We start from the raw sequence: 26775 nt of genomic DNA on the forward strand, positions 1-26775 counted from the left end.
TGGAAAAGCAGTTGCTTTTTACCCTTCCAATCAAGATTCGACCCCACATTCTACAGGCGTTCGAAGTATTCTCCATTGTTTATCTACAGATTCTAAAAATTCTTCAAGTTTCACGGAAATTTCTTTTAATTTCGGGGAAGATAGATCATTTAAATACAAACCATTAGCACTTATCGTGTAATTTCCCGTTAATGCCTCCCCATCACATTGACGAATACTTTTGCTTACAAGTGGAATCTCGTTCAAGACTTTCTTTCTTGGGGAATAGTCTTCCCGTATTGTAATGAAAGCCTCTTCTTTTTCCGTAGCCTCTTTAATATTCATAAACTCTCTCTTTTCCATCCGATCCAAGAATTGTTGCATTTGCTCGATAACACAGCTTATTTGCTCGGAAGATGTAAAGTGCATCTCCCCCTCGTAAGTATCAATATAGTAAGAAACACCATAAGTATCTTTATCCGCAAAACGACAAACAGACATATCCACATCAATTCCACATAAATCATCATCCTCAAATTCCTGAAAAGAGGTATTATCTTGTTCAAGAAACGTTTCGATCGTATCATGAATTTCAACTAATTGTTTTAACGAAAGATCGTACAATAACTCATCACCAATGGAAATACTATAGAGGCGTCGCATCTTACACGCAACCTCTAATTCTTTAATTTCTTTCGCTTGAAAAGAATTGTACACAAACCATTTCTCAACAAAAGAAGTTTCCCTTGATAATTTCACCATTAATTCTATTAATCGTGAAGCTAACAGTCTCTTATCCTTACTATACGAGGGGACATCAACGTAACCTTGAAAAAAAGCATCAGCCAATTTCATCCAAGGAAGTCGCATACAATCCAAGAGTTGTTGCGTTTCATTCATCTCATGGAGCAAGCCTCCCAATAAATTTTCATCACAATCTCCTCTCAATTTATTACCCCGAAACCTTCTCATAACCTGAGACTTCGTCAGATAGAAATCTTTCGAAGACATTCTTTGTTGCTCTCCCGACATCCCGTCAGAAAAAGCACTTTCATCCTTTTCACCCATGATAGTCACATTTCAGGTTCATTACTCCTCAAATCAATCAAAGCTTCTACTTCTTTCCTCTGTTGCTGGTATTGACGTGCCAAACCCATAATCAAAGGTTCTTTCTTGGAAAGATGTTTCATCTTTTTTATCAACTCTATCACCAAATCTGATAAGCGATTTTGCTTCTCTTTTCCCTCTACCAGAACTACATAATGCATAAAACTACTATATAGTACTGAAATACTATCCTCCCACTGAAATTGTAAACTGTGTAATAGGTTTTCCACGATACGCAAGTGTTTCAACATAACCTCTAAAGGTTCCTTTTTCTCTTGCACCCCAAACGCCATTAAACGTTCTGCCTCCAAAATGTAGTAATTTTCCAGCCTTTCAATTTCTTCCGTGGACAGACCACCTAACGCATCTCCATTTTCTGATTGCGCCTTCAAAGCATCATTCTTTTCCATAAGTTATAGATTTAAGTCAGGCAGAAAAAAACGGTTCTGCCTTTCCCGTTGACTTACACCATCCACGGCAGTGGGTACATTAATACACCACACGGGGGTACAGAACCGTATGTTGAGTAACAGGCATGAAAAATGCCTGCTACAATTAGGCAGGAATCCCTACCGTGGATATATGTAAGTCAATAGCAAAGGTATCAAACTATAAACAAATAACAAACAGGAATGCAAGATTATATTAAATTTTTTCGATCAGTGTTTATGTATAAAACCACGACACTACCTCAAAATCATCATATAAATTCGCAAATTTGCGAATTTATAAAATTTATTCCCTATCTTTGTATTCAAAGAAACAACTAATATGATTGTTACATTCGATAAAGAGTATCTAAAAGAATTATATGAAACAGGAAAAGCTAATGACAAAAAACATCATTTTCAGCCTGAGATTATACGTAGATACAAACGTTGTATAGATATCATGATTAACGTTTCTAACATTACAGCACTTTACAAATACAACGGACTAAATTTTGAAAAACTATCAGGAAATAGAAAAGAACTTTGTTCCATTAGAGTCAACAATCAATATCGAATTGAATTCATAGTAACAGAGATGCGAGGCGAAATTGTAACTACCATTTGTAATATAATTGAATTATCAAACCATTATAAATAGAAAAAGTTATGAGCAAAATAGATAATATCGACCCTAAAATGATTGCCAATAATATTACTCCTTTTGAGCCAACACACCCTGGAGAAATTTTGAAAGATGAAATTGAATACAGAGGCATTTCTCAAAAGAAACTTGCAAAAGAAATGGGCGTATCTTATACAGTCTTAAATGAGATACTAAATGCAAAACGTCCATTAAATACAGAATATGCCATGCTCATAGGGGCAGCTTTAGACATTGATGCTGAACCTTTACTTAAAATGCAAACATGCTACAATCTGCAAATGGCAAAAAACGATAGCAAGTTTATGGAAAAACTGAGCAAAATACGTAAAATTGCTGCTATCCTATAAGCTTTCTATTAACTAAGACTTAGGTAGCACCACATTCGTGATCCGTCCAACAGATGCCAAATTCCCAAATTCATCCGTCACGTTAACAGATACCACGTGAGTACGATGTCCTTTATGGATAAACTCCGCACGACCGATAACATAACTTCCTTGAGCTTTCCGAACGTGGTTGGCATTAATCTCGATTCCAAACACGTGATTTTCTTCCAGATTCTCTCCGATATAAGTTAATCCACTTCCCACGGTCTCTACTAATGCCATAATTGCTCCACCATGCAACAAATTACCGGGGCGCATCGTCCGTTCGTCAATAGGCATTTTTGCCTCCAACCAATTCTCTCCGATACCAATAAACTCTATACCTAAACTTGCCATTAACGTTCCCCGGCTCTCCCGGTTCATCCGCTCTATAATTACTGAACTATCCATGTTTTAATTTTAGATTTTAAATTTTAGATTTCAATCAATCACTAAATTCATCTTACTTTTTCTTTCTCTTTGGGTTTTCGGGAAACCACCCTTTACGCACTCGTTCTTCCTGCTCGAAAATCTCCTTGATCGTCCAGAAAGAAGAAAAGGCAAACACGCCTAGTAGAGAAGACCATAGCACGTTCGTCACCCACAAAGCGGCCACTGTCCCCACGATTCCCAGAACGAGAAAAATCCACCAGCAACCTGTTCCCCAATAATATTCCGCTTTAATCACCACGGGATGAAATAATCCGATAATCAGGAACGTGCAAATCCCGATAATCAGCCCTGTCAAATTATACGTTTCTATAAATTCCATACTCTATTTTTAGATTCATGCAAATGTACAAATATTCCAAAACTCTATTTCATTTCACCAAAATATTCCTACTTTTGTACATAGACTACGGGAAAAGAAGTAAACAAGTTTTATTAAATCATAAATTGTTTATATTCCTTATCGTAAATCACTAATTATAAACGAATATGGCACCATTAAAAGAAGGAGATAAAGCCCCTTACTTCGAGGGCATAAATCAAGACGGGAAAAAAATCACGCTGGAAGATTTTAAAGGGAAAAAATTAATCCTCTATTTTTACCCGAAGGATAACACGTCGGGATGCACCGCGGAAGCATGTAGCTTGAATGACGGTTATTCTTCCCTCACGGAAAAAGGATTTGAAGTCGTTGGTGTCAGCCCCGATTCGGCAAGTTCTCACTTAAAATTCATTACCAAATACAACTTGGCTTTCAACCTAATTGCTGATACCGAGAAAAAGATACTGGAAACCTACGGTGTATGGGCCGAAAAGAAATTATATGGCAGAACTTACATGGGAGTCGTTCGCACCACCTTTGTTATTGACGAGAACGGGATCATCGAAAAAGTGATCACGAAAGTAAACACGAAGGATCATGCGAAACAAATCCTTGAACAATTAAAAATAAAATAAAGAACTCCTCCGGCCTTCGGCCACCTCCTTCTTCCCCTGCCTGAGGGGAAGTACCCCGAAGGGGGGAGGGAGTTCAAATTTAAAATCTAAAATCTAAAATTTAAAATCAATAAATTATGGCAAACACAGAAACTAATCAAGACAAGTTAAAAGCACTTCAACTTACCCTTGACAAGATCGAGAAGAACTTCGGTAAGGGGAGCGTCATGAAACTTGGCGATAATGTCGTGGAAGATGTTGCAGTGATCCCTTCCGGCTCTATCGGACTGGACAGAGCATTAGGAGTAGGCGGATACCCGAAAGGCCGTGTGATCGAGATTTTCGGTCCCGAATCTTCCGGTAAGACCACATTAGCCATCCATGCCATCGCCGAGGCACAAAAACAAGGCGGTATCGCGGCTATCATCGATGCCGAACACGCTTTCGATCGGTCATACGCAGAGAAACTGGGAGTTGACGTGAACAATTTGTTTATATCCCAACCGGACAACGGGGAACAAGCCCTTGAAATCGCGGAGCAACTGATCCGCTCGGCAGCAATCGATATTATCGTGATCGACTCCGTGGCCGCCCTAACCCCAAAAGCTGAAATAGAGGGAGATATGGGTGACAGCGTGATGGGATTACAAGCCCGTTTGATGTCACAAGCACTACGTAAATTAACAGGAACCATCAGCAAGACAAACACCTGCTGTATATTCATCAACCAGTTGCGTGATAAAATCGGTGTCATGTTCGGTAATCCCGAAACAACCACGGGTGGTAACGCGTTGAAATTCTATTCATCCGTGCGACTGGACATCCGTCGTGTTGGACAAATCAAAGACGGAGAGGAAATTTACGGTAACCACACCCGCGTGAAAGTGGTGAAAAACAAAGTCGCACCTCCATTCAAGAAAGCCGAATTCGACATCATGTACGGGGAAGGTATCTCTCGTTCAGGCGAAATCGTGGATCTCGGAGTTGAATATAACGTGATCAAGAAAAGCGGTAGCTGGTTCTCTTACGGCGAAAGCAAACTGGGACAAGGACGGGAAACCGTGAAACAACTGGTGATGGATAACCCGGAACTGGCAGAAGAGCTTACCCAAAAAATCGTGGAAGCCATGGAAAACGGCGTACAACCGACAACGAAATAAGAAAATCGTGTAATAAAACAGCTAAAATTACAATGAAAAATTATTTATGTTCTGCATTAGTCTTGTTGGCAATGGTGTCGTGTGACAGCAAGAAAGAGGCAGTAAAACCAAGTTATAAAACACCGGATATGAAACTAGCATCCGACGTGATGACTCCCGAGGTGTTATGGTCATTTGGTAGAATCGGTAGCGTAAGCGTATCACCCGATCAAAAAACACTCGTGTACGACGTGACTTACTTCAACAAGGAAGAAGATCGTTCATACAGTGACATCTACGTGATGAACCTAGCCGACGGTAAATCAAAACAACTGACAGACACGGATTACAAGGAATTCGGAGAGACGTGGACTTCCGACGGTAAAATTGCCTTCATGTCCAGCAAATCCGGTTCCGTACAATTATGGGAAATGAATGCCGATGGTAGTGGGCTTACCCAGTTAACCAATATCGAAGGCGGTATCGGGGGCTTTATTTTCTCCCCGGACAAATCCAAACTTCTTTTCTTGAAAGACGTGAAACTGGAACAAGATGTTCACGATCTTCACCCCGATCTTCCGAAGGCAAACGCCCGCTTGATCGACGGTCAAGTATATCGTCACTGGAATGACTGGGTAGAGGCTTACACCCATCCTTTCGTGGCAGATTACATCCCTGGCCAAATGGTTACCACGGGGAAAGACATCATGGAAGGAGAAAAATGGGAATCACCCGTTCGTCCTTGGGGCGGTACAGAACAGATCACATGGACCAAAGACGGAAAAGGAGTAATCTACATGGCCCGTAAAAAAGAGGGAATCGCTTACATGACTTCTACCAACACGGACCTCTATCTTTACGATTTGAATTCCGGTAAAACCCGCAACCTTACAGAGGGGATGATGGGTTACGATCAAAACCAAGTGATCTCCCCCAATGGAGAACTCATGGCTTGGGAAAGCATGGAACGTGACGGTTACGAGGCGGACAAAATTCGTCTATTCGTGATGAATTTGAAAACCGGGGAGAAAAAAGAATACACGAAAGATTTCGATCAAAATGTTGGGGCTCTCTCTTGGGGTGACGACAACACGATCTATTTCATTTCAGACCATCACGCTACGGACGAGATCTATCGGTTAACCTTGAATGACGGTGTTATCACCAAATTAACCGAAGGCGTACACAATTACACCTCGGTTATTCCCGTGAACGACTACCTCATCGCTACCAAAGTATCTATGAGTCAACCGGCAGAAATCTACAAAGTTGACCCGAAAACCGGAAAAGACACCGAATTATCATTCGTGAACAAAGGGATTTTGGATCAATTAACCATGGGTAAGGTTGAATCTCGTTGGATCAAGACCACGGACAACAAACAAATGTTGACTTGGATCATCTACCCTCCCCACTTCGATCCGAACAAAAAATACCCGGCAATCCTTTATTGCGAAGGCGGTCCTCAAAGCACGGTAAGCCAATTCTGGAGCTATCGCTGGAATTTCCAGATGATGGCAGCCAACGGTTACATCATTGTTGCCCCGAACCGTCGCGGTCTACCGGGATTCGGGCAAGAATGGAACGAGCAAATCAGCGGTGACTACCCCGGACAAAACATCAAGGATTACCTTTCTGCCATCGACGAGATGAAGCAAGAACCTTATATTGATGAAAACCGTTTAGGTTGCGTGGGAGCCTCTTATGGTGGTTTCTCCGTGTATTTCCTTGCCGGACATCACGACAAGCGCTTCAAAGCATTCATCGCTCACTGCGGTATCTTCAACATGGAAATGCAATACTACAACACCGAAGAGATGTGGTTTGCTAACTGGGATATGGGCGGCGCTCCTTGGGAAAAGAATAACAAGGTAGCTCAACGTACATTCGACAACTCTCCTCACAAATTCGTGGGAGAATGGGACACCCCGATCTTGGTTATCCACGGTCAAAAAGACTTCCGTATCGACGCCTCTCAAGGCATGGGAGCCTTCAATGCAGCCCGTATGCGTGGCATCCCGGCACAGTACTTGTACTTCCCCGAAGAATGTCACTGGGTATTGGGTTGCCAGAACGGAATCCTATGGCAACGGACTTTCGCCTCTTGGCTGGATAAGTGGTTGAAATAATAAAACCAAACAAATAAAAAGAATCCCACGGAGTATCAACTTCGTGGGATTTTTACATGAAAACAGGAAGAAGTTTGCACGCACCAACATCCTTCTTCTTGTCATTCAACAAACATTAAGCATCTAAATCAGCCATTTTCTGTTTTGCATATTGCTGCATTCTTTTATCCTGCACCTGCAAAGCCAGCATATAAGCATCTTTATAACATATCCTAGCATTTCCGAAATCTTTTACACTAGCACAACAATCACCTTTTGCTATCAAAGCTTGTAAACGAACGGCATCAGAAATATCTTTCTGTCCCAATACCACATCAACCCAAGCCGCACAAACAGTTGCCGCTTCTTCTGTCAATTTTCCTTCTGTAGCCCCCATCAATTCATTAATAGCATTATAAAGATCTTCAGCAGAAAGTCTAGCTCCCAACAAATCAAAATACTCGTTTTTCAAACGTACATAAGCGTCTTGATTCTTATTACCAAAAAGAAGAAACAAACCTCCCGCTTGATAACGTAATAAAGTATCGGCTCCTATTTTACTTTCTACATAACTATAAACATACTTCATATCACCCGTTACCCGGGCTAAAGCTTTAACATACTCTTTATTGCCTGACCGAGCCATACTTAAGATCAAATTATTTTGAGCATCGAACAAATACTCGACCAAATATTTCTCCGGAACTTTCTCTTTACACCGTTCAAAATTGGCCACTAGATATTCTACAAGCGGATCCTTATCTGCCGGTGTTTTATTAAAATTCCGAACAATATTAAAATCCACAGAATTGAACATATTCTCTGCCCCGTTCTTTTCCACGTAAGTTGCGTAAATGTCTTTCAATTTTTTCATCCATCTTTCCCCTTCATCCCGAGGCATCATCGTGATAAAATAAGGAGCGTCAAACAATAATTGTTGTGCTTTAACCAGATCAAATTCTTTCAATTTACAAGCCTGAAACATCTCTTCCAATGTAGGAGCCTCCCCTGTTACAGCTTTCCCTAAACGTAACAAAATATCAGGTTTTATTCTATGGACAATGCGATAACGCTCCGTTTTTTTACTATCAAGTAAAATAACCATTGGAACAATATGTACCTCGTATCCCATGAACATATCCGTGTTATTATCGGCAGCATCAATCGCATAACACACGAAATGTTCATTATAAAATTCAGCCAATTCCACATTGGTAAACACATCTTTTTCCAGTTGTTCACAAGAACCTCCTGCCATTTTAAAATACAACATGATTGGTTTGTTCTCCTGCTTTGCCAAAGCTTTCACTTCAGAAAAACTTCCTTCTGTAAACCGTATCCCTTGTGCATTCACTTGCTCTCCTACAAATAAAAGAAAGCATACTAATATTGAATTAATAATTTTCATTACATCATAATATTAAAAGTTATCCCGCCAACAAGCGGGACAAACTCTTCTCTCCATATTTTCTTATCACTCAACAATAAAAGTAAAGGCATCCTTAATCACCTGACTATATCCGGGATTAGAAAGACGAACAGAAACAACATAACGTCCCGGTTTGGCATTATTTTTCAAAGGGTACATCAAATATCCTCCCCCACGAATACTCAATTCCTCTTGAAACACCCTAGCAGCCTCTTCACCTAAAGAAGATGACACGGATTCCACGTCAAATTGAATTTGGGCGGTTCCCTCGTATCCTTGTAAATCAGTAGAAATCCATGGAGCATTATACTCAATCCGCACCCGATCCTCTTCTGGATCCGGTATTTTACGAATTACCAGTGAATCCGGATCATAAGATGCATTTTCGGTAACTAAAAAACCTACAGTCTGTTCATGGCAAGCCATGCAAAAACACGATATAATCGTAACTAAAATAAATAACACTTTCATAAAATTCAATTTTTCAAATTATTCCTCTTGACCCAATGTAAAAGCATACTCCAATGCGTGTACGACACAATTATCCGGTTCTATATCTCCGGAGGCCACATTACACTTCTCGTTAGATTTCAAAAAATTCAAATAAATAGGACGAGCCGTATTTTCAGTCACACCACCAGCTTCCGGTATGATCGTATATATCCACACTTGAGTTCCCGCCAATGTTGTGTAAATCGTTCCTCCTGTGCCTAAGGTTTCATATTCAGAAGGTTCTCCCGGTACAACATCTTTCCTGTATATTTTACCATCAATAACATGTTGCAAAATAATCCCACGACACCATTCCGGATCCAAATCTGCTATCGTCTTCCCTTCCGTTAACAAATAACGTCGTATAGAATGATTCGTTATTCCGAGAAAAGTGATCTCTTTATGCTCCGGATCTTTTCCTTCAAAAAGTTGTACCATATCTTCTCCGGAATGTCGCACAAATTCCACCATATAACTCCAATCATAAGGATGTGCCTCCATATACTCCATCAAACTACCTTCAAAACGACCTTTACTCGTCCCCGTGTGGATAAAATTATCTTTCGTACAAGCTGTAAATAACAACCCACCAAACAATACCATAAAACATATCGCTCTTTTCATCTCACTATTCTTTATAATAGGTTCTTTTATTTTATTTCATTCTGTCTCCTGTTCCAGTACACATTCTGACGCATCAAATCATTCTCTTCAAAATTTAATGAATTTATCATTAAATAAAGAGCCCCATCCTTAATGTCCTGATCCGAAAGTTTCGGATATGCTCCGGGCAACTCACGACGGACGTAATCAACTCCATTCCGACGTACATCATAATAATAATGATCTTCCAGAAGCAATTCTTTCTCTCGTTCCCGGAAAATAGCCAATTGCAAATCTCCTTCCGCCGAGGTATAGTCATGCTCCCTATTCCCGTACGCTCGTTCACGAACTGTATTCAAATCCTCTGCAGCATTCTCTTTTCCTTGTCGAACCCGACACTCCGCACGCAACAATAAAATATCTGCCAAGCGATATTTAACCACATCCTGATTCAAGCCTCCGAAATAAGGAACCGGACGATCATCCGTATATGTATAATACACATTACGATACTTGTACAAATAAGCTTTTTTAATCTTGCGATTATCACGCCCCTCCAAAATCACATCTCCGGGCTCCCGATGATCTGCAGCGACAGCCACAGCTTTTCCTGCCACATTTTTCAAGAAAACCGAATCGGCATCCATGCCCCAAAAATATGCATCCCGACGACGATCTTCCTTATCATACAACCTGTTCACTGTAGTTTTATAAATAGCCCACTCGCTTTCATCATCAATAATATCAGCATTCAATCTCAACGGAAATGTCACGAACGACCCTTTACCATATCCCAAAGTATTATCAACAGTACAAAGCATAATCTCCCATATACTTTCCTTACTATCTCGTATTAACGCCTCAGTACAAACAGCCTCGGGGCTCTCTACTAATTCATAAAATCCCACTTTATTCTCGATAATCATCGTACAATATTCTTCCGCCTTCTCCCACAATTCCGGGCGTTCTCCCACAGATGCCCACCAAGCATAAAGATATGCCAATAAAGCCGAGACAGCCCCTTTACTAGCATATTGTTTGGATTCCCACGGAAGTTCACTCCAAATCGGAAGTTCCATAGCCAACAAAGCATACTTTTCCGCTTCCTTCAACACATCCTCCACGGGACTTTTGGCTAATTTCACAAAACTCGTACTTCCTTTTGTTATAGGTACCTCTCCCCAATTTTGGGCCAATGCAAAATAGGCCACGGCTTTCGCAAAATAGGCTTGTAACACATAAGGACGAATCTCTTCCTCAGATATCTCGAAACGGAAAGCATTATCAATAATCAGATCAGCCGCGTAAATCAAACTATAATATGATGACCAACTAACTTCCATATAACCGGGATCGAGATTCAAGTACCCGTCACTCTCTTCAAGATTATCAGCTAAACGATTGATTTCCTCCCGACTTTTAGTCTGTAACATATTTCTCTCCAAATTATTCAATAAAGCTTCCGCATCCTGCTTCGTCCTGAAATAATTTGTATATGTAGTACCATTCTCGGGAACAACATCTATCAAATCCCCACAGCCCACACAAAACAGGATAAAAAATATCCCTAAATGATATATACTTCTCATATTCATTAAAAATTAAGTGTTAAACCTAAAGTCCATTTCCGAGGTAAAGGGTATTCTCCACCTTGGTCCAATCCCGTGTATACGTTAATTACTTCCGGATTTTCGCCAGAGTAATTAGACCAGTAAAACAAATTCTCGCCTGTAGCAAAGAATCTCACACCTTTAAAACCAATCTTAGCTGCAATTACCTTTGGCAAATCATATCCCAACGTGATTTGTTTCAAACTCATAGAATTTACCTTCTCAATATTCGAATCAAATAAATAATCCACGCTTGTTCCTATCCTTGGCAAATTGGCATCACACCCGGGTGCTGTCCAAAAACGATATTTCCGATAATCAAACATTTTAGGTCCCGGAGAATTTAATGACATGATTCGGCCATTTAAAATTTTCCTTCCCAAAGTATAAACAAACAATAGATTTAACTCAAAACCTTTCCATTTTAACTCATGCACCCAACCACCATGAGCTAACGGCAATGCAGAGCCCGCAAAATATTTATCATCTGTCCATATTTGGTTATCTCCGTTCAAATCCTTCAAGTTATAATAACCCACGTATCCACTTATTCCTCTATCCGTAGCAACTCCTCCCATAAAAACCTCGGCTCCGTTTGCCGTATAGTATCTTGGGATTTCATCCTCAGACTCATAAAAGCCATCAGAAGCGTACACGTAAATTCCATTCACCGGACGCCCAATGATATGGTCGGCCAAATCTTTATTATTATTCGTTTTTTCCAAACGATTCCAGTTACGTGCGATATTAAATTTCGTACGCCAACTCACCTTACTCTCGCGCAAAATATCACCTGTCAATTCCAATTCAATACCTTCATTGGAAATTTCCATACAATTTTCAGTACGACGCGGGAACGGGTACATTTGTCCAGCAGAAGGCAAACCAATATTATAAATCAAGCCACTTGTGTATTTATAGTAATAATCTAATTTGAAATTCAGACGGTAATTAAACATATCCATATCCAAACCAATATCGTATTGTTCTGTCTTCTCCCAAGTCAAATTAGGAGAAATCGGGGTATTGGTTGAAACCGCTGCATTCCCGTTAAACCCGTTCTTGGAAACCTGCATCAAACCATGAGCAAGATAAGCATCTGTAAATATCTGCCCGGAAGTACCGTAACTTGCCCGGAGTTTTCCCCAGTTCAACCAATTGGCCCATTTCATAAAAGGTTCTTCCGAAAAAGCCCATCCCACGGCAACAGATGGGAAATTTGCCCAACGGTTTCCTTCTCCGAAAGTGGAGCTTCCATCCCTACGGAATGTGGTCTCGAACAAATAACGTTGTTTGAAATTATACCCCAAACGTCCGAAATAACTAACCATGATCTTTTCACTAAAATCTGAACTGTAAGTAGTAGTCGAAACCCACTGTTCGTTACCATTTTTCCCATGATCCACAATAGAAGGTGCCTTACCCGGATCATAATAGTACACGTTATCACTAGCCCCATTCTTCCCGTAACCTCCTATATAAAAATATTGATCTTTCGTAATATTCAAACCCAATAAAACATTAAACTTATGCTTCTCCTTTATAGTCAGGTCATATTCCAATAATTCATCTGTCGAAAGAGCTATTGTACGACTAATTGCTCCCTCGGATTTATTTTCATGATATTTCTCGTCCATCGTACTTGGTGTGAATAAATTCTTATTTCCCTGTGAAAAATCAATACCGGCAGAAGCAGAAAAAGACAACCCCTTCAATATTTCATATCTTCCAAAAACACTAACCATGGCACGATAGTCATCCGTCCGATCTCGTAAATCATGTACACGTTGTAACATTTCCTCTTCCAACTCTTTTGTTCCGGCGATATACGTCGGTTGACTTTTAGGATCAACAGACATTTTTTCGTACCGACTCTTATCCATCACATTTTTCACGGCTTTATTCATCGTTCTGTCTACATACGACAAATAAATTCGAGTATCTAACTTAATCTTTTTAGTTAACTGGGCCGTTAAATTTGAAATCAAATTAGCACGAGAATACCCGCTGTTAACCATAATCCCCTTCTCGTCATAATAACCTATACCCACCATATATTGGAACTTATCCGATCCTCCAGATGCTTGAATATTTGCATTCAATACTTTACCAGTTCGAAAAGCATATTTATACCAATTTGTTTCACTATTATAATAAGGATCCAAACTATCTTGAAGTTTATAATTCAAATAAACATCACTTTCCCTACCTGATCCCCAAAATGAATCATAAGCTCCATTCGTATTCCACACATCTTCATAAGATGTCGGGTAATGTTGTTTATACACGTCAAAATCAGAATAGTCACTTATATTACCTCTATAATTTCGAGCCATCAAGAGATCCAACCAACGTTCCATCCGTCCTCCCGTTTGCACGGGATACTCCATCAGTTGGGCCAAGGTATAAGAAACATTAGCCGAAAAAACCGCCTTACCTTCTTTCCCCTTTTTTGTCGTGACCAGAATCACACCATTACCAGCCCGCGAACCATAAATAGAAGCTGCTGCCGCATCTTTCAATACTTCAACAGACTCAATCATGCTTGGATCTAAATCCGCCAACGTGTTCGTTCCCGTTACCGGGGACACGAATGAATGCATCGGAACCCCATCCACAACCCAAAGTGGCTGACCATCACTTGCCCCATCCACTAACAAAGAATTAAATCCACGGACAGCGATCACGGATGCACTTCCCGGAGCCCCAGACTGTTGAATGATATTCACTCCTGCCAAACGTCCTTGCAACATACTGGCAATACTTGCCGCTGGAAGCTCTTTCATATCCTCGGCTTTCACGGAAGAAATCGCACTAATCATTTCCCGCTTATTCTGAGTTCCGTAAGCACGAACAACGACCTCATCCAAATCCGCAATATCCTCTTCCAACACGACGTTCAAAGTATCCTGCTCACCAAGCTTAATCACCTGTGTTTTCATCCCAACAAAAGAAAATATCAATGAAATATCCTTCTGTTCCTTAGGCAACGTCAACCTGTATTTTCCGCTCACGTCAGTAACTACCCCCAACGTTGTTCCCTTCACTAACACGGTAACTCCGGGAATAGGCCCCTTTTTCGTGTCTGTCACGACACCCTTTATCACACGCCCTTTTAGCTCCTTGTCAGATTGTACTCTTTCACCCGCCTGACGGATAATAATCGTATTCTCCAACAACTCATAACGCAATCCGGAACCTTTCAGACAAATATCCAGCACCTCAGCCACACACTGGTCTTTAAACTCAGCCGAAATTTTCCCCACCTTACTCACTTGTTCGTGATTATACACGAACACGTAATTCGTCTGTTGTTCAATCAATTGAAACACATCCTCTATCAAGGTTTCCTTCACTTGAATAGAAACCCGGGCATCTTGAGAATACAAAGATGCGGACACCTGCATAAAACTGACAAACAACAAAATGAATGTTAATTTCATAATGTTCACTACTTTTTTTAAAATACGATTCCTCAAAAATCGTATTTGTCGATTTTTTCCCATAAATTTGTTCTTACTAAAAGATTAAACACACTGTTGTTTACTCAAGCTGTTGAAAAGGTCCAAGTTTTCAACAGCTTTTTATTTGAAAACGATTAAAGTCTTTCCTTCTAAATTAAACTTCACCATATCCGTCTTTTCCAGAAACGTCAACACATCGACAATCTCGCTATGTCGTTGAATTGTCCCCGTGAAATGCAAATCCTGCAAATCTACATTTTGGTAAAACACGTCCACATCATACCACCGGGACAAAATATCCATTACCTCCTGCAAACGTCGTTTTTTAAACACGAACAAACCATCTTTCCAAGCCGTGAACTCCTTCACATCCACCCTGTCCACCGACACCTTCTCCCCTTCCACTTGTATCTGCATCGAAGGATCAAGCACGTAATCTTGATGCTTCGTATTTACTTGGACTTTTCCAGTTACTAACGTCGTCACAAATTTATTGGCATAATCACTCACGTTAAAACTTGTTCCCAACACCCGTATCTCCTTATCCTGAACCTCTACGATAAAAGGCATATCTACATTTTTGGTAATCTCGAAATATGCCTCCCCCCTTAACTTCACCCGACGTTCGTTTCCCGTAAAACGAGAAGGAAATTCCAACTCGGATTGTGAATTTACCCATACCTCACTACCATCTGCCAACACAATCTTGTATTCCCCACCCCGGGGTACCACCATCCGGTTATATTCCACTTTTTCAATCAACGAATCTCTATCTTGTTCGTTCACGACAACGGTTCCTTCATTTCCCGTTCTAATCACAACTCCTTCAACTTGGGTTTCTAATTTACTCACGCTATCCAACACCAAGCGTTCCCCATTTGTCAACTCTAAAAACGCCTTGCATCCACCTTTCACCGGAATAGATTCTCCTCGCACCAACTCGATTCTCTCTCGATCCTTACCATACCAAATTTCATAAATCATCATCCCTCCCAACACGACAACAACCAACATGGCTGCATAACGCATCAAGCGCACAAATAACACCGGACGCTTCCGTATCTTCTTCTGAATACTATCCCATCCTTTCTCCAGATCATTTCTCTCCCGGAAACGAATTTTTTCCAACAACACACGTTCATCTCGTACACGCTCCAATAAAGCCTTATTCTTCGGAGATGAATCTATCCAATACAAAAATTCCGCTTCCTCTTCCGGGGATAACATCCCGTCCAAATAAGCCTTCATTCGCTGAATTTTTTCCTCTATAGACCTTTCTATCTCTTTTTCCATGTTCAAATAATTATAGGTTTCTCACCCACTAACTATTATTAATACAAAGATCTCGACCAAGAGGATGACACGAAGCATCACTTTTTTCAAAAAAATACACAAAGATTATAATCCCAAGACGAACGTCATCACGAAAAGATCCTTCAACTTAGTTTTTAATTGCTGACGGGCACGGGCTTTATGCGTCTTCACCGTGTTCACAGAAACTTTCAGGATCTCAGCAATTTCAATATTATTCTTTCCCTCCAAATGCCACATGATCACCCGACGTTGTTCCGGTGGCAATTGCTCAATTTCCTCCATCACCAACCGATGTATCTCCTCCTCCACGACTGCATCCCCGAATCCCTCTTCCGATTCGAGCAATGCGTATTCATGACAATACGTCTCTTCCAGTTTCTTCACCCGCATATAATTCAGACAACGATGTCGCATGGATTGGTACAAATACATTCTCATGTGAACCAACGATTCTATCGTCTCCCTCGCCTTCCACAGATTCACGAAAACATCCTGCACAATATCCAGCACGTCATCTTCCTCCTTCACCATCCGGATTCCGAACAGGCACAAAGCAGGATAATACATCTCGTAATAATAACGAAATGCACTCTCATCACCTCTTTTAAAGTTTTCCAATATTTTCGGGGAAAACATTTCCATACTCCTACACAAATTAACACATCAATAATAATCCAATCCACCCATTTATACAAAGACAAAAATACACAAATAAATAGCAAACTCAAATCTCTATTTATAAAACGCTCAAATCTTTCCCTAAAAAATAGGAAGTCCTGATACAACAAGACTTCCCAATCTCAACCTTCCCTGCACGCTCTTTCTCCTACTTCACCTCACAATTTGCTTTCTTAAACCGTTCGACCAAAGGCACCATCAAATCAAACTTCTTAATTATATCCTTATAATCACGATACGACTCGTAGAACCTCTCCTTTTCTCCCCAATAAGCGTAAATAGCCGCAACATAATCCCGAATATCTTGTTCCTTAGTAGGAGTCTTAACCCAATTACGGGATGAAACCTCCACTTCCAGCCATTTAATAAATCCAAGCTCTTCAGGACAATCTGCCGGGGCAAACATACTCGCTTCATCATAATTAGAATCCCCGGATATTTTATAAAAATCCAGTAACTCATCCACACAAAACTCTTGAATCCAGTCCGCACATTTCACAGCCAAAATCTCCCCTCCTAACCATTTCAGTTCATCCTCACTCATCTTTTTGATCGCGTTCAATTTCCCAATCACCATTCCTCTTATCCCCCGGCTATAAATATCCGTTTCGTAAGTAACATAGGAAAAACCGATTTGTTGCGTCAAGAAAACAGAATCTGCCAACAAAAAAGAATGTGGCCGGTAAGCTCCCGACTCCGGCAGATGCGGAATCACTCGATCTTCTATCATATTAATGGCAACAATCATGGCCGCACTGTCAGCGGATAACGTCATTCGCCCATCCGTGTAAGTCCCGTACACGTAATACCCCATATCAAACAATTCCGTGTGAACGATAGGTTCCCCGTAGGCATCCACACCTCGTTCTTCCTGTCCAAGAGTATCATTAATAAAAATAGTCACGTCATAATACTTGTACATTTTATAAAGCAAATGATTCACCTCGCCCGGTTTATCCTCAACCTTATACCAATCGCGCATATTTTCGACTGCCTTTACATCATTGTCTTCCTTGTCACAACTCACACAAAAGCAAAACACCATTCCCAGTACAACAAAAATATTTCTTAGCATACTCGCAATTTTTAATGTTAATTTTCATTCTTCTCCCGAGGTTCCCGCTTATCGTTGTCCACCATAGCCCCTCGATCAAAAATAATCTCGTAATCCGGTATCGGTAACACCCAGGCATTATCCTGACCATACGGTTTCAACGTGTAACTCCCGTCATACACGCCCGGTTTCAAGCTCGCCATCGCGGACTGGTAAACCCCATGCGTGATTTCTTTCAATTCCGGATATTTAGGTGACACGGCATAACGTCTCAGATCAAACCACCGATGCCCCTCGCAAGTCAATTCCCGACGCCGTTCTTCCCTGATAAAATCAACCAAACCCTTTCCCTTCAAACCGTCTATTGCGGGCAACACGCCATCTTTATAACGTTTCTCCATCAAAACCTTGACCGTACTTATCGCATCCGGCTGATCCAGCATCGCCTGAGCCTCAGCCTTATTCAAATAAACCTCGGCAGAACGAATCAGACAAGCATCATAAACTTTTACCGATCCTTTACGATTATTACTATAATCAGGAGTCTTCCTGATAAAGAAATATCCCGGACAATAACTTGAGGAAGGCTCTAAAAATACACTTTCCCGCAAATCAACCACGCCATCGTTCTTGTATTTCTTATACAAGGCCAGAAGTTCATCCGAAACACGATAACGTCCACCACCCGTAATTCCGTATCGTGACAGATTATTGTTCATCAACCCTCCAATAGCGTAACTACCTTGGGTAAACAATATTTCCGGAGAGTTCACCGTATTCAACCATTTTTCGTCCAAACCATTCATGTCTCGCAACTTACATCCCAAGGCCAACACCTTGTCACACTCGTCAATAGCCAACTGCCATTCCCCCATGTACAAATAAACCCGACTTAGCAAGATGCGGGCCGCCGCTTCATTTACTCTGTAAAAAGTTGGCTGAACGATACCAGCCAAGTTATCCGCCGCATTCTTCAAATCCAAAACAATTTGTTCGTACACCTTCTCCACCGGATCCCGGCTAAAATACTTATCCTCGATAAACTCCGTGATGTTCAAAGGTACGCCCAAATCCTTTCCTGCCGTCTCCTTTGAATAAGGTTTAGCGTAAAGATTCACCAACATATAATAATACCACCCGCGTAAAAACAGAGCCTCTCCCGCAATCCGATGGCGAATTTCTTCCGGATCGCTCTCGAACTCCTTCACGTAAGATATAATCACGTTAACATACCCGATATGCTCGTATAATCTTTTCCAGTCAGAATCAACCAATTCCACCCCGGTCATATCAGAAAAAGGACGTTCTCCCCACGTGTAGAAATTTCGGTATCGGACGGCAGGATTCGCATTTGTTAACATTTTTACCGCCCCGGAAAGAAACTCTTCCACGTCGTCATCCATCACGTGTAAATACGGGTAATACAGTTCATTTTCCCTGTAATAGGCATATTCCTGATTCGCATTTCTTTTCATATACCCGTTACCAATAATAATCTCATCCAAATCCTCGCAAGAGCTGGCGTACACGAGATCCTTGGAGTACTCTTCCAAAAAATCCCCACACGAGCTAAACAAGAAACATCCTACTACAACAACAAATAATATTCTTTTCATAACTCTGTTTACTTAAAACGTTACATTTAATTGAAGTGAATATGTCGGACGCACGGAAATATTAATCAAATCGGTAGAACCGGATTGAGACGGGTCTTGCCCTTTTAGCTTCCGGCTACACAAGGTAAATAAATTTGTCCCGCTCAAATTCAGGTAAAGAGACTTCACCCGCAATTTCTCGCAAAAACTTTCCGGCACGATATACCGCAACGAAATACTTGACAATTTCAAATAATTACCGGATGCCACCCGAAGATTGGAAAAGTCATACATATCCCACAACGTCCTAGAAAAATCGTATGTCTCTCCATCCCACCAAGGAAAAACAGCATCCAGATGATCTCTTCCCGACAAGATACCGGGAACATTCGTGTTTAACTCATCTCCCGGACGACGCCAACGATTTACCAGTTCCCGACGAAGATTCTGTTCCGGTCCATTCACAACTCCTTGATTCGGGTACAACCTGAACAAACGAATTTTCGAACCGATACTATATGACAAGTTAAAAGAAAGTCCCCAATTCTTCCATCCGAGGTAATTACTTATACTTCCCTGTAAAAACGGCTCCCGACACCCGGAATGTTCCATCACGGTCATCCACACATCCTCACGATCCATCGCCTCGTAAATCTCGCTCGTATCTTTTTCTTCCCCATCCACGATAGTCGTCGCCTCTGTCCCGTAAAACATCGGAGCCCCGTTCTTCGAGTTCAACCCCTTGTATCTGTAGGAATAAAACGTGTTCACCGGACGTCCGGATATTTGTACCCGACCATTCAAATAATCTTCGAACGTCACTTCATCCTGCAACACTTGATCCTTATGTTTTATCTTATCAATCAACTGGTTAAACACCGAACCAAAATTCGGGTCAAAACGCCAGACTAACCCACGACGTTTCCCGTTAACCGTTGTCATCGTGTTAATTGGTACGAAATTCAACGTCAACTCGTAACCTTGATTTTTCAAATTCCCACTATTCACCGTGTAAGTATCAATGCCATTCACCACGGATACTTTTTTCGAGAGGAAAGCATCTGTCGTGTAACGGTAATAATAGCCGACCGTACCGTTAATTTTATTATTGAATAACGAAAAATCCACGTCCACGTTGTAAGTTGAAGTCTTCTCCCATTTCAAGTTGGGATTCGGGTATCTATCAATTGTCGAGGAATATTCCTTGAAATCGTTATCCGTACCTCCCTTTTTAATAATCAAACGGGGAGAATCCTGTGCCGACATATTTCCCTGATACCCGAACGACATTTTCAGCGCCAGCATATCAATCCAGCTTATATTTCGCAACACATTCTCGTGCATATTCCAACGCCCGGAAACAGACCATATCGGCAACAACCGATCATTACTGGCATCCCCAAATTTATTCGAAAAATCAATTCTCGCGTTCACGTTAAAAATATAAGCATTCCGGTATGAATAAGTCGCTGTACCGATCAATCCCACCAAATTCGTCAGATTATCTTTCAATTGTCCTCTAGCCGCATCAGTCAACAACCATTCATTATATTTCGTGTAAAGATTGCCGTCTGTCATCGACTCAATCTTGTCAAAAATCAACCCTCGCTCCGGTAGATACCCGCGTTTCGTGATCTTGAAACCACTATATCTCGAAGAACTCAATTCCCCGATCACGGCAGCAGAAACGACATGCTCCTGTCCCTTGTCGATACTTTTATTAAAAGTAAGAGATCCCCGGAAACTATAGTTCTCGTTTTTTGTATTATCCAGCCGCAATTCTCCCCCGGAAGGACACAATGTCTTTCCGAAATCTATTTCTCCCGTTTCCGCATTCTTTTTCCTTAACTCGGCAATATACCACGTTTTCTCCCCAAAATATATTTCTTCGCTTGAATTAGAGACATTATAGGAACAGAATACTTCAGCTTTCAATTCCGGAAACAAGTAATACCCCAAGGAAACATTCAAACCGATTTGCTCCGTTTTAATCTTATCGTAAGTATTATTTCGCTCGTTTATAATATTAAATAGCTGATCATAAGCACTAGCATCTGCTTTTCTCTTTTGATAAAACCAAAGATCTCCGTTATCATCATACGCCTGAATACTACGGGAAGTATTGTAAGCGTAATCGGTCACCCCGACTTTCTCCGGTGTATATTCCTTTTTAATCGTACTACCATTCAACCCGAATTGCATCGTGAAATTTTTATAGTTCAGATTTAAACGGGTCAAAGCGGAATAGCGATCATTTTTCTCTCCCCGGATATTACCATTCTCGTTACTATATCCCAAAGACGCATAATAGCGAATGTTATCCGTACCACCGGAAACACTCACCGTATGATTATGTGAATAAGAATCTTTCATTAGAATCCCCAACCAATCCGTGTTCACGGTTTCCATTTTATGAACGGCATTTAAGAACTCCTCGTGATTGATTTTACCGCTTTGGTAATCATAATAGGCGGATTCATAACCCACCCAACTCTCCAAATCCGGGATCTCCAGTTTATTTTCAACAATATCCCGAGAATAATCTATCCTCTCCTGAGAATTCATCACGTTCACCGCCCGGTCCGTGTATCGGGGCCGCTGACGGAATGTTCCTGTCAAAGAATAGGAAACCGACGGGGTCCCCACTTTCCCCTTCTTTGTCGTGATCACGATCACTCCGTTCGATGCCCTCGGACCGTATATAGCCGTGGCCGAAGCATCCTTCAACACGTCGATCTTGTCAATATCGTCCGGGTTAATACCGGAAATCGCATTCCCCAACAAATTCACAAAATCCAAATCATTGATGCTCGTCGGGTCAATATTCACCGGATCAGACAAAATCACACCATCCAACACCCACAACGGAGCTTGAGACCCCAAAACCGTCGTCGTTCCCCGGATCTTAATCTTTGGAGCCGCACCCACCTGTCCCGAATTCTGCATGAAAATCATCCCCGGCACACGCCCTTCCAGCATTTGATCCACCGAACTTACCCCCGGCATCATAATATCGCCCATCTTCAAAGAAGTCACCGAACTCGTCATGTGTCGTTTATCCACGTTATAGTACCCGTAGGAAACAACCTCATCCAACTCCGTGGCATCCTCCTCCAATTCCACACGTAACGGTTTATCATCCTTCACGGCGACCTCCTGCCGCTTCATCCCGATAAAGGAAAACACCAACACGACATTATTCTCTCTCGGAATCATGAACTTGAAATTCCCGTCCATATCCGTGGCAGTACCCACCATAGACCCTTTCAACAAAACGGCAACACCGGGTAAAGGATCGCCATTTTTATCCGTCACCAGACCGGATAACACCATCTTCTCGTTCCCAACTCTCTCCGTTTTCTTTTTAATCACGATCGATTGCATCTCGAACTTATACTCGAAAGGGGAACCCTCGAACAGCTTTGCCAAAGCGGCATCCACCGAGACATTCCGAACGTTCAAAGTCACGCTTTTCATCGCTTTCAACTGGTCCGCATTGTACACGAAATTCAGGTTCGTCTGTTCCTTGATTTGCTTGAACACGATCTGCACGTCAACCTCCTTCACGTTGATCGTCACTTTCTGTTTCTGAGCCAAAGTAATGCAAGGCAATCCCAACAATATCACCACCATTACCCCCCATTTGCCCATTAGTAGTTTCATCTTTATCGAACATAAAAAGTCCGAAAAATCAAACGACTTTCTGATTTTTTTCATAGATTTGTTGATTAATATTAAACATTATGGATGTACACACAACATCCGTTATCAAACCGCAAGTTGCGCCACAACTTGCGGTTTTATTTTAAATCACTTACCGTGATCACGTCCCCTTTCAAATCAAACTGTACCGTCGCAGTCTCTCCAATCAAATGCAACACGTCCGCCACGTCTGTGAAATGAGCGATAATCCCCGTGAAACGCTTCCCTCTCACGTCGTCATTTGCGTAGAAAACCTCCGTGTCATACCAGCGACACAAACGATCCATGATCTCCTCAATCGTCTCGTTCTGGAACACGAACTCCCCCGCCCGCCAAGCCGTGTAGTAGTACGTATCCACGTCCGTCACCTCGACTTCTTCCTTTTCGCAATTAAACTCGGCCATCTGGTTCGGTTGCAGGATGCTTTCCGCCCCCGTCGATTTTACCCGGATGCCCACTTTTCCCTCCACCAGCGTAGTCAGGATCTTCCCTTGATAATGCGTGTTCACGTTAAACGATGTCCCGTACACCTTCACCTCCATACCGTCCAACACCACATAGAACGGGCGTTCCGCGTCCTTCTCCACCTCAAAATAGGCCTCCCCGGATAAAAAGACCGTTCTCCGCTCCTTCCCGAAAGCCACGGGATAACGAATCTCCGAATCGGAATTCAACCATATCCGCGTCCCGTCCGACAACGTGAGAGAATACTCTCCCGCCCGGGGAACGATCACTTTATTATACACCAGCTCCTCGGCCTCCCGTTTCGTGTAAACCAGCGATTGCTTTTCAGCTTTTGCCAGATTTCCCTCGATTCCGGTTTCAACCACCCGAGTCGTGTCCAGAAAATAGGTTCTCCCATCATGTAATTCCAACACGGCACGCCCACTACCCGGTTGCACCCGCTGGGCAATCACCATGTTTTTCTCCCGTCCTCCCATATTCACCCACATCCCGACAGCAATCGCCAAGGGCAAAATAACCGCCGCAGCATACCACACGCACCTCAACGACCTCCGGGGTTTCACGTTCCCCGTCATCACGCGGACCCGTCGCATCAACTCGTCTTTCTTTGCCGCCAACACGTCTCGATCCACCCCGACCGTGACGTCCGTCTCTCCCCCTTCAAGCGCCCGGCGGTAGAAATCCCGATGCCGGGAAGACACCGCCAACCAGCTTTCCAACCTCTCCCGCTCCTCCCCGGACAACTCGCCCCGGAAACTTTTCGAAATGACTTCCCAATCAATATGTATATTTTCTTTCTCCATGACTTTTCATCTTCATTACACCCTAAAGACAAACTCCCCCTCCAAAATGTTTACAAGAAAACGAATAATTTTTCAAAAAAACAGTCTCAGTCATGAATAAAAATACCTACAACACTGATAACAAGAATATTAAAATCAAGTAAATATTTTACTTTCCAAACAAATCACATCCCTATAAATACCCATTCTTCACGGATACAATCCCCCGTTGCCTGCTTGTTGCCCGACAGATAGGCGGTAAATAGGCGCCGTCGCCCCATGCTCGCCCCCTTGTCGCCCGATCATCGCCGCCATTTTAAGAAAAGAAAAGGATATTTAACTTGACAAACGGTCATTCCTGTCGTACCTTTATCCACCTATTTAGTTAACAACACAAATGAAACGGGAGAGTAATAGGTAATTATTAATAATAGTAAAGTTATGGTAGAAATTAAATCCGGTTTATTAAAAGATGCCCACGGGCAATTCGATGGTATGGTTATATACCACAAAAGAGGAAAAACGTTCGGTCGCAAATTTCCCTCGTATGATGGCAACGCAGGTTCACCCACCAGAGCCCACCAAAACACCCGATTGTCATCGGTGGTAACCCTTTATCAATCCGTGAAGAACACGTTTTTGGTTTACTCGTGGAACAGGGAGGCGAACAACAGGAACATCGCTTCGGGATACAACCTTTTCGTCAAGGAGAATATCAACGCGTACGACACGGACTACAACATCGGGGATTTCGCCCTGTTAAAATTTACCGTGGGGGACTTACAGATGCCCTTCCACTTCCGGCAACAGGATGCCCCGGAAGGAATTCTCTCGATCAACTGGGAAACCACCCCGTGGATTCTTGACCGCAGAAACAAGGATGAACTCGTACTCGCCGTGATTTACGACAACGAACCTTTCCGGGTCCAAATCATCGAGAACACGGGCATCACCCGGACTGACGGGATCGCCAACATTCCCCTCGAACAACCGGATGCCACGGAAGCTCATGTCTATGCCTTCTTCACGAACGCGGACAGGGACTCGTTCACGAATAGCCTTTACTACAAGGTTAAGCTAAAGTGATCTGAATCCTTCAATCCAAAACCGTAAATCATAAATCTAAAATCAGTATGGCTATATTTCACTCACATATTTTCGATAACGCCTCCGGCTCCGTGGGGAACGTCACGATGTGCAAGTACAAGGGGAAAAGCATCGCCAAGGGAAAAATCTTTTTCAAAAAGAAAAAACAATCCCCGGCACAGGTCATCCAACAAACCCGCTTTAAGGCACTTTCCGACCTGTCCTACCATTTCTACGCGGCTATACAAGCCGGATTCCCCCGTCAATCTTGGTCCACCGCCCGAACCCGATTCATCGGGATGAATCAAAATGCTGTGGAAATTGATGCGGAAACCCTCGACGTCACGATCCGCTTGGAACGAGTGACCTGCACGACGGGAAACCTGACACAACCCGCGGTAGAGGTCCATATCCGGGAAAACGAACGCATCGTCCGTGCGGAGTGGTTCCGTCAACCCCTCAGTCCCCTCGCCAAAGACGAGGACGATATATATCTAGTCATCCACGACACGAAAGAACAGGACACGCTGGCCTACCCGTTAGGAAAACGAGGAATACCCGGAACGAAAGAAATCCCTTTACACAAGGATTTTACCCCGGCCAACTGCGTCGCTTATGCGTTCGCCCTCTCCCCGGTGAACACGAGAGCCTCCGTGTCCAAATACACGAATATCATACTGGAATAATCACCGGTCCATGAAAATCCGACCGAGAGCGCAAAGAACAAGCACGTAGTCATACGTGGCAAAGGCCTGTTTCAAGCGCTCCATTCCCCGGTGCAACTGGGCTTTCACGGTATTCTCGTTCATATCAAGCCGGGCCGCAATTTCAGCATACTTGTACCCCTCGACGAAACGCAGAAGACAGACTTCCCTGCACTTTTCCGGCAACTCGTCAAGCACTTGCCGGACGCGGGCAAGGAGTTCTTCATCGTCCACCATATCCACGTTCTGCGACTCAATATAGGCCTCCGCATACTTACGATTATTACGATCCTCGATTTGCAGACTTTTCAAGTAATTCAAGCAACCATTGCGAACGGACGCGAAAAGATAATGCTGGATGGAAGACGTTAGCTCCAAACGTTCGGCATTCTCCCATATCTTCAGAAAAACATCCTGCACGATGTCATGCGCTTTATCCGAATCATAGATATACTTTTCCGCGAAAAGATACAACTTCTCGTAATATGTATCGAAAAGAACAGACAAAGCCGCTTCATCCCGACGCTTCAATCCTATAAATATATCATCACTATCCATGCACTGTTTTCACCTATTCCAAGGATTTATCACCAACAAAGATAACGAATCGCCAACAAT

At 42.3% G+C, this 26775-nt stretch carries 23 protein-coding genes; 7 read left to right on the plus strand and 16 right to left on the minus strand.

Annotated features, from left to right (window positions below; genetic code table 11):
- Positions 1 to 30: 30 nt before the first annotated feature.
- Both R8806_RS05590 and R8806_RS05595 read right to left on the minus strand, forming a co-directional pair.
- The gene (locus R8806_RS05590; protein WP_124317039.1) at positions 31 to 1047 is read right to left on the minus strand and encodes a hypothetical protein; all 1017 of its coding nucleotides are present in this window, start codon (positions 1045 to 1047) and stop codon (positions 31 to 33) included.
- Positions 1048 to 1052: 5 nt separating this feature from the next.
- On the minus strand, positions 1053 to 1496 hold the full coding sequence (locus R8806_RS05595) for a hypothetical protein (RefSeq protein ID WP_124317040.1): 444 nt from the start codon (positions 1494 to 1496) through the stop codon (positions 1053 to 1055).
- A gap of 361 nt (positions 1497 to 1857) precedes the next feature.
- Here R8806_RS05595 and R8806_RS05600 point away from each other — a divergent pair, with 361 nt between their 5' ends.
- The gene (locus tag R8806_RS05600; RefSeq protein ID WP_151411757.1) at positions 1858 to 2175 is read left to right on the plus strand and encodes a type II toxin-antitoxin system RelE/ParE family toxin; all 318 of its coding nucleotides are present in this window, start codon (positions 1858 to 1860) and stop codon (positions 2173 to 2175) included.
- 8 nt (positions 2176 to 2183) lie between these two features.
- A complete protein-coding gene (locus R8806_RS05605) occupies positions 2184 to 2528 on the plus strand; it encodes a HigA family addiction module antitoxin (protein WP_087420473.1) in 345 nt (114 codons plus the stop codon).
- A gap of 12 nt (positions 2529 to 2540) precedes the next feature.
- Here the strand turns inward: R8806_RS05605 and R8806_RS05610 are convergent, their stop codons facing one another.
- Both R8806_RS05610 and R8806_RS05615 read right to left on the minus strand, forming a co-directional pair.
- Positions 2541 to 2957, minus strand: a complete 417-nt coding sequence (locus tag R8806_RS05610) for a PaaI family thioesterase (RefSeq protein WP_124318437.1) — start codon at positions 2955 to 2957, stop codon at positions 2541 to 2543.
- Between the two features lie 52 nt (positions 2958 to 3009).
- Positions 3010 to 3318 (minus strand): DUF4491 family protein, encoded by a 309-nt coding sequence (locus tag R8806_RS05615; RefSeq protein WP_124318438.1) that lies wholly within the window; start codon positions 3316 to 3318, stop codon positions 3010 to 3012.
- A gap of 167 nt (positions 3319 to 3485) precedes the next feature.
- Here R8806_RS05615 and bcp point away from each other — a divergent pair, with 167 nt between their 5' ends.
- The 3 genes from bcp to R8806_RS05630 all read left to right on the plus strand — a co-directional run bounded on the left by bcp (position 3486) and on the right by R8806_RS05630 (position 7200).
- Positions 3486 to 3953 carry a thioredoxin-dependent thiol peroxidase gene (gene bcp, locus R8806_RS05620; RefSeq protein ID WP_151411759.1) on the plus strand — a complete coding sequence of 156 codons (468 nt, stop codon included), beginning with the start codon at positions 3486 to 3488 and terminating at the stop codon, positions 3951 to 3953.
- 116 nt (positions 3954 to 4069) lie between these two features.
- Positions 4070 to 5092 carry a recombinase RecA gene (gene recA / locus R8806_RS05625; protein ID WP_124317434.1) on the plus strand — a complete coding sequence of 341 codons (1023 nt, stop codon included), beginning with the start codon at positions 4070 to 4072 and terminating at the stop codon, positions 5090 to 5092.
- Between the two features lie 32 nt (positions 5093 to 5124).
- Positions 5125 to 7200: a S9 family peptidase gene (locus R8806_RS05630; protein ID WP_124317435.1), complete on the plus strand. Its 2076-nt coding sequence runs from the start codon at positions 5125 to 5127 to the stop codon at positions 7198 to 7200.
- A 115-nt stretch (positions 7201 to 7315) separates the two neighbouring features.
- On the opposite strand, the gene R8806_RS05635 is transcribed toward R8806_RS05630, so the two are convergent.
- The 11 genes from R8806_RS05635 to R8806_RS05685 all read right to left on the minus strand — a co-directional run bounded on the left by R8806_RS05635 (position 7316) and on the right by R8806_RS05685 (position 24388).
- A complete protein-coding gene (locus R8806_RS05635) occupies positions 7316 to 8587 on the minus strand; it encodes a thioredoxin family protein (protein ID WP_124317436.1) in 1272 nt (423 codons plus the stop codon).
- A 66-nt stretch (positions 8588 to 8653) separates the two neighbouring features.
- Positions 8654 to 9079 (minus strand): hypothetical protein, encoded by a 426-nt coding sequence (locus R8806_RS05640; RefSeq protein ID WP_124317437.1) that lies wholly within the window; start codon positions 9077 to 9079, stop codon positions 8654 to 8656.
- Positions 9080 to 9097: 18 nt separating this feature from the next.
- Positions 9098 to 9724: a fasciclin domain-containing protein gene (locus R8806_RS05645; protein ID WP_124317438.1), complete on the minus strand. Its 627-nt coding sequence runs from the start codon at positions 9722 to 9724 to the stop codon at positions 9098 to 9100.
- Between the two features lie 26 nt (positions 9725 to 9750).
- The gene (locus R8806_RS05650) at positions 9751 to 11292 is read right to left on the minus strand and encodes a RagB/SusD family nutrient uptake outer membrane protein (protein WP_221230312.1); all 1542 of its coding nucleotides are present in this window, start codon (positions 11290 to 11292) and stop codon (positions 9751 to 9753) included.
- Between the two features lie 5 nt (positions 11293 to 11297).
- Positions 11298 to 14756, minus strand: a complete 3459-nt coding sequence (locus R8806_RS05655; protein ID WP_229782919.1) for a TonB-dependent receptor — start codon at positions 14754 to 14756, stop codon at positions 11298 to 11300.
- Between the two features lie 141 nt (positions 14757 to 14897).
- Positions 14898 to 16070, minus strand: a complete 1173-nt coding sequence (locus R8806_RS05660) for a FecR domain-containing protein (RefSeq protein ID WP_124315909.1) — start codon at positions 16068 to 16070, stop codon at positions 14898 to 14900.
- Between the two features lie 105 nt (positions 16071 to 16175).
- Positions 16176 to 16733 (minus strand): RNA polymerase sigma factor, encoded by a 558-nt coding sequence (locus tag R8806_RS05665; protein WP_229782920.1) that lies wholly within the window; start codon positions 16731 to 16733, stop codon positions 16176 to 16178.
- A gap of 184 nt (positions 16734 to 16917) precedes the next feature.
- Positions 16918 to 17844, minus strand: a complete 927-nt coding sequence (locus R8806_RS05670; protein WP_124315910.1) for a hypothetical protein — start codon at positions 17842 to 17844, stop codon at positions 16918 to 16920.
- A 17-nt stretch (positions 17845 to 17861) separates the two neighbouring features.
- Positions 17862 to 19439 (minus strand): RagB/SusD family nutrient uptake outer membrane protein, encoded by a 1578-nt coding sequence (locus R8806_RS05675; protein ID WP_124315911.1) that lies wholly within the window; start codon positions 19437 to 19439, stop codon positions 17862 to 17864.
- A gap of 12 nt (positions 19440 to 19451) precedes the next feature.
- Positions 19452 to 23135, minus strand: a complete 3684-nt coding sequence (locus tag R8806_RS05680; RefSeq protein ID WP_124315912.1) for a SusC/RagA family TonB-linked outer membrane protein — start codon at positions 23133 to 23135, stop codon at positions 19452 to 19454.
- An 83-nt stretch (positions 23136 to 23218) separates the two neighbouring features.
- Positions 23219 to 24388 carry a FecR domain-containing protein gene (locus R8806_RS05685; protein ID WP_124315913.1) on the minus strand — a complete coding sequence of 390 codons (1170 nt, stop codon included), beginning with the start codon at positions 24386 to 24388 and terminating at the stop codon, positions 23219 to 23221.
- Between the two features lie 420 nt (positions 24389 to 24808).
- On the opposite strand from R8806_RS05685, the gene R8806_RS05690 reads away from it, so the two are divergent.
- Positions 24809 to 25453, plus strand: coding sequence for a hypothetical protein (locus R8806_RS05690; RefSeq protein ID WP_124315914.1), 645 nt, complete (start codon positions 24809 to 24811; stop codon positions 25451 to 25453).
- A gap of 47 nt (positions 25454 to 25500) precedes the next feature.
- Positions 25501 to 26139: a hypothetical protein gene (locus R8806_RS05695; RefSeq protein ID WP_124315915.1), complete on the plus strand. Its 639-nt coding sequence runs from the start codon at positions 25501 to 25503 to the stop codon at positions 26137 to 26139.
- Here R8806_RS05695 and R8806_RS05700 read toward each other — a convergent pair whose 3' ends face one another.
- Positions 26140 to 26715, minus strand: coding sequence for an RNA polymerase sigma factor (locus R8806_RS05700; protein ID WP_124315916.1), 576 nt, complete (start codon positions 26713 to 26715; stop codon positions 26140 to 26142).
- Positions 26716 to 26775 lie beyond the last annotated feature (60 nt).

This window comes from Butyricimonas faecihominis (assembly GCF_033096445.1).
GTDB classification, from domain to species: Bacteria; Bacteroidota; Bacteroidia; order Bacteroidales; family Marinifilaceae; genus Butyricimonas; species Butyricimonas faecihominis.

Excerpts from the sequence above, each read along its gene's own strand:
- R8806_RS05590 (WP_124317039.1), bottom strand. The coding sequence starts at position 1,047 with ATGGGTGAAAAGGATGAAAGTGCTTTTTCTGACGGGATGTCGGGAGAG.
- R8806_RS05595 (WP_124317040.1), bottom strand. The coding sequence starts at position 1,496 with ATGGAAAAGAATGATGCTTTGAAGGCGCAATCAGAAAATGGAGATGCG.
- R8806_RS05600 (WP_151411757.1), top strand. The coding sequence starts at position 1,858 with ATGATTGTTACATTCGATAAAGAGTATCTAAAAGAATTATATGAAACA.
- R8806_RS05605 (WP_087420473.1), top strand. The coding sequence starts at position 2,184 with ATGAGCAAAATAGATAATATCGACCCTAAAATGATTGCCAATAATATT.
- R8806_RS05610 (WP_124318437.1), bottom strand. The coding sequence starts at position 2,957 with ATGGATAGTTCAGTAATTATAGAGCGGATGAACCGGGAGAGCCGGGGA.
- R8806_RS05615 (WP_124318438.1), bottom strand. The coding sequence starts at position 3,318 with ATGGAATTTATAGAAACGTATAATTTGACAGGGCTGATTATCGGGATT.
- bcp (WP_151411759.1), top strand. The coding sequence starts at position 3,486 with ATGGCACCATTAAAAGAAGGAGATAAAGCCCCTTACTTCGAGGGCATA.
- recA (WP_124317434.1), top strand. The coding sequence starts at position 4,070 with ATGGCAAACACAGAAACTAATCAAGACAAGTTAAAAGCACTTCAACTT.
- R8806_RS05630 (WP_124317435.1), top strand. The coding sequence starts at position 5,125 with ATGAAAAATTATTTATGTTCTGCATTAGTCTTGTTGGCAATGGTGTCG.
- R8806_RS05635 (WP_124317436.1), bottom strand. The coding sequence starts at position 8,587 with ATGAAAATTATTAATTCAATATTAGTATGCTTTCTTTTATTTGTAGGA.
- R8806_RS05640 (WP_124317437.1), bottom strand. The coding sequence starts at position 9,079 with ATGAAAGTGTTATTTATTTTAGTTACGATTATATCGTGTTTTTGCATG.
- R8806_RS05645 (WP_124317438.1), bottom strand. The coding sequence starts at position 9,724 with ATGAAAAGAGCGATATGTTTTATGGTATTGTTTGGTGGGTTGTTATTT.
- R8806_RS05650 (WP_221230312.1), bottom strand. The coding sequence starts at position 11,292 with ATGAGAAGTATATATCATTTAGGGATATTTTTTATCCTGTTTTGTGTG.
- R8806_RS05655 (WP_229782919.1), bottom strand. The coding sequence starts at position 14,756 with ATGAAATTAACATTCATTTTGTTGTTTGTCAGTTTTATGCAGGTGTCC.
- R8806_RS05660 (WP_124315909.1), bottom strand. The coding sequence starts at position 16,070 with ATGGAAAAAGAGATAGAAAGGTCTATAGAGGAAAAAATTCAGCGAATG.
- R8806_RS05665 (WP_229782920.1), bottom strand. The coding sequence starts at position 16,733 with ATGGAAATGTTTTCCCCGAAAATATTGGAAAACTTTAAAAGAGGTGAT.
- R8806_RS05670 (WP_124315910.1), bottom strand. The coding sequence starts at position 17,844 with ATGCTAAGAAATATTTTTGTTGTACTGGGAATGGTGTTTTGCTTTTGT.
- R8806_RS05675 (WP_124315911.1), bottom strand. The coding sequence starts at position 19,439 with ATGAAAAGAATATTATTTGTTGTTGTAGTAGGATGTTTCTTGTTTAGC.
- R8806_RS05680 (WP_124315912.1), bottom strand. The coding sequence starts at position 23,135 with ATGAAAAAAATCAGAAAGTCGTTTGATTTTTCGGACTTTTTATGTTCG.
- R8806_RS05685 (WP_124315913.1), bottom strand. The coding sequence starts at position 24,388 with ATGGAGAAAGAAAATATACATATTGATTGGGAAGTCATTTCGAAAAGT.
- R8806_RS05690 (WP_124315914.1), top strand. The coding sequence starts at position 24,809 with ATGGTAGAAATTAAATCCGGTTTATTAAAAGATGCCCACGGGCAATTC.
- R8806_RS05695 (WP_124315915.1), top strand. The coding sequence starts at position 25,501 with ATGGCTATATTTCACTCACATATTTTCGATAACGCCTCCGGCTCCGTG.
- R8806_RS05700 (WP_124315916.1), bottom strand. The coding sequence starts at position 26,715 with ATGGATAGTGATGATATATTTATAGGATTGAAGCGTCGGGATGAAGCG.